3 protein-coding genes are annotated in these 3,370 nt (G+C 40.8%); all 3 read left to right on the forward strand.

Annotated features, from left to right (window positions below):
- Nucleotides 1-200: 200 nt before the first annotated feature.
- The 3 genes from MUP17_00205 to mnmG all read left to right on the forward strand — a co-directional run bounded on the left by MUP17_00205 (nucleotide 201) and on the right by mnmG (nucleotide 3,195).
- Nucleotides 201-551, forward strand: coding sequence for a hypothetical protein (locus MUP17_00205; GenBank protein MCJ7457403.1), 351 nt, complete (start codon nucleotides 201-203; stop codon nucleotides 549-551).
- Between the two features lie 310 nt (nucleotides 552-861).
- Entirely contained in the window at nucleotides 862-1,080 is a 219-nt protein-coding gene (locus MUP17_00210; GenBank protein ID MCJ7457404.1) for a hypothetical protein, read from the forward strand.
- Between the two features lie 222 nt (nucleotides 1,081-1,302).
- Nucleotides 1,303-3,195 (forward strand): tRNA uridine-5-carboxymethylaminomethyl(34) synthesis enzyme MnmG, encoded by a 1,893-nt coding sequence (mnmG, locus tag MUP17_00215; GenBank protein ID MCJ7457405.1) that lies wholly within the window; start codon nucleotides 1,303-1,305, stop codon nucleotides 3,193-3,195.
- The last annotated feature ends 175 nt before the right edge of the window (nucleotides 3,196-3,370 follow it).

Here is a 3,370-nt window from a genome sequence, read left to right on the forward strand (position 1 = left end):
AAAACGTAAATAACTGAAAATAGGTAATTTGTAATTTAACTACTGCTTGCACCTGGCCCAAAGGAGCGTGTTTTTGAATCCTCTCAAAAGTTTACAAGTTATTCACTATCTTGAACTTATGGCGTGCACCTTTGGGCAGGTAAAGCTTGTCCGTTGGGCGCTAAACACTTGTATTATTGAATGAATGGAGATATCAGAGAATGCTAGATTATGTGATATCAAAGATAGAGGAACTATTACAGATGGCTCGTGATTATTATGGCGTCAATCCAGTTGTATTCCTGATTATTTACTTGGTTTGTGTGCCAGTATTCTACTATTCATTATTTCGCACCTTTCAATCCCTCACCAAAAAGCTCGGGAAGGAAGTCATGCTCTGGGTCGCAATCTTTCTATGCGCTAACGTAGCGCCTTTTATCTATGTGATCTTCTTTGGGCGGAACATCCCCTGGTGGGTTTATGGCATCATCGCTCTACTAATAGGACTGGGTATTTTATTCCTTAGCATGAAGCTGAGGAAGATTCCTGCAGCTGGAACGAAGGATAGGTAAAGAAAGTAGATGAGAATAAATCGTAAAGAGTTATTGAAGTTGCCCAAAGTAAACAAAAATATAGTTTGAGAATATTCTGAAAGTAAGAGGGGTGGAAGTGATATAGGAAATAACGAACACGAGAAATATTTAGCGTCCGTTAAATAAACATATCAATAGAGTACCAGATAAATGGTTGCAAAGCACCCAATCAGCGCATCAACCGGACGTTTCAGCCGGCGGCCATCAATGGGATAAACCTGATTGTCAAATGCCGCCTCATTTGCCAGCAGGGGATCGCTGGCGTTAGACAACAGGTAGGAGTAATGATATGAGCCAAAAACTGTACCTGATCATCTCCGGTGCCATCTTCTTTCTGGTCGGGGTCTTTCATCTTCTCAGGCTTGTATACGGCTGGCCTATCGTGGTCGGGACGAGGATGGTGCCGTATTCGCTGTCCTATGTTGGTTTCCCAGTTTCAATCGGGTATTCCGTCTGGGCCTGTTGGCTCCTCTTTCAAAAGGCATCGCACAAGAAAAGTGAAGTATAAGAATAAGTCGAACTGGCTCGTAGGAAATGGGACAGTTTTCCTTCTGTCCCATTTCCCTACCCCCGTTAATTTAGAGACATAAAATCTTGGCAACTTCGTTTATACGCAAATATTATTAAGTTAAAAAATTTTATCCGCCTTAGGCGGAGTGAAAATGTTTCACGTGAAACAACGTATATAAATCTAATTAGACTATCCTACGGACAGTGAGGAAATCGAACTGTGATCGAATATTCTGAAAGATTTGAAGTTATAGTAATAGGTGCCGGGCATGCAGGGTGTGAGGCGGCTCTGGCGTCTGCCCGGATGGGGTGTAAGACTCTACTTCTGACTATGAATAAGGAAACTATTGCCCAGATGTCTTGCAACCCGGCTATTGGGGGATTAGCCAAGGGACATCTTGTCAGAGAGATTGATGCGCTTGGTGGTGAAATGGGTTTTGTGACTGATAAGACTTACATTCAATTCAAAACTCTGAATAAGAAAAAAGGTCCTGCGGTCTGGTCTTCAAGGGCTCAATGTGACAGGGTGGCTTATAAGATGGCAATGAGAAATTCATTAGAGATTCAGCAGAATCTTGTTTTGAAACAGGGGAACGTAGAAAAAATTCTGATAGAGAACTACAAAGTTAAGGGAGTTTTAACATCAATTGGTACAGTTTATTACAGCGACGCGGTTATTCTGACTTCGGGGACATTTCTCAATGGATTGATTCATATAGGTTTAGTAAATTTTCCTTCAGGCAGGGCAGGCGAATTTCCTTCATTAAAGGTCTCAGATAAATTAAAGGAAATAGGTTTTGAAGTTGGAAGGCTTAAGACCGGAACTCCTCCCAGGATTGATGGAAAGACTGTTGATTTTTCAAAAACTATTCCTCAGTCAGGGGATGAAAATTTTAAGCCTTTTTCCTTGAGAACCAAAGAGATAGAGAAAAAGGATCATCTTTGCTATTTGACTTATACTAATGAAACCACGCATAAGCTGATCTTACACAATCTGGACCGTTCACCTCTTTATAGCGGGCTAATCAAAGGGATAGGTCCAAGGTATTGTCCCTCAATTGAAGATAAAGTTGTCAGATTCAGGGAAAAAGTAAGACATCAGATATTCTTAGAGCCGGAAGGGGAAAATACCACAGAATATTATGTTAATGGATTCTCTACTTCCTTGCCGGAAGATGTTCAGCTCATAGCATTAAGAACAGTTCCCGGACTGGAAAATGTGGAGATGACCCGTCCTGGATATGCGATCGAATATGATTTCTTTCCTCCAACTCAGCTCAAGTCCAATCTGGAAACAAAGTTAACCGAAAATTTTTTCTTTGCCGGGCAGATAAATGGGACTTCTGGGTATGAAGAAGCTGCAGCACAAGGAGTTATGGCAGGAATTAATGCAGTTCTGAAACTAAGGAAAAAAGAACCTTTTATCCTGGACCGGAGTGAAGCGTATATAGGAGTTCTGATTGATGATCTGGTTACCAAAGGAACCCTGGAGCCATACCGGATGTTTACCTCCAGAGCAGAGCACAGGTTGATTTTAAGGGAAGATAATGCAGATGAAAGGCTTCTGGGATACGGGCATAAATACGGATTGATCTCAGATGTGCTCTGTAAGGAATTCAAAGATAGAAAGATAGAAGTCGAGGAGGAGAAGTTGAGGCTTAAGAAAATCTTTGTTCCATTAGGCTCATTCGGTAATTTGTTAGAAGAAAACAGCAATGGGAAGAAAGTCTCTCTGGCTTATGCTCTGAAGATGCCGGAGATAACTTATGAGGAATTACTTAAAATCGACCAGGTTCCAGAAGATTTGTCTCAAATAGTTAAGGAGAAGGTTGAGATAGAGATAAAATATGACGGATATATAAAAAGAGAGCTGAAAGAGATTGAGAAATTCAGGAAGTTAGAGAATATGGTTATTCCGGAGAAGTTTGACTATTCCAATCTGAAAGGATTCAAAAGAGAGGCAAAAGAGAAGTTGATGAGAATCAAGCCCAGGTCAATTGGCCAGGCATCCAGGATCTCCGGAGTTTCTCCTGGAGACATAGCAGTTCTGATGGTTTATCTGAAACAATTCAGCTCAAAATCCGGCTTATTTTCTGATAAATCAACAACTTAAGGAGAATGTTTCACGTGAAACATGGTGAAACTGACTCTTTTGAGAAATTCGCAAGGTCACTGAAAGAGCATCTCGATTTAGACCTATCCTTAAAATCCCAGAAAAAATTCAGACTTTATCTGGATGAGCTTTTGTCCTGGAATAAAAGGATAAATCTCATCTCCAGGAAAAAAGA

It is taken from the genome of Candidatus Zixiibacteriota bacterium (genome assembly GCA_022865345.1).
In the GTDB taxonomy this organism is placed as follows: domain Bacteria; phylum Zixibacteria; class MSB-5A5; order MSB-5A5; family RBG-16-43-9; genus RBG-16-43-9.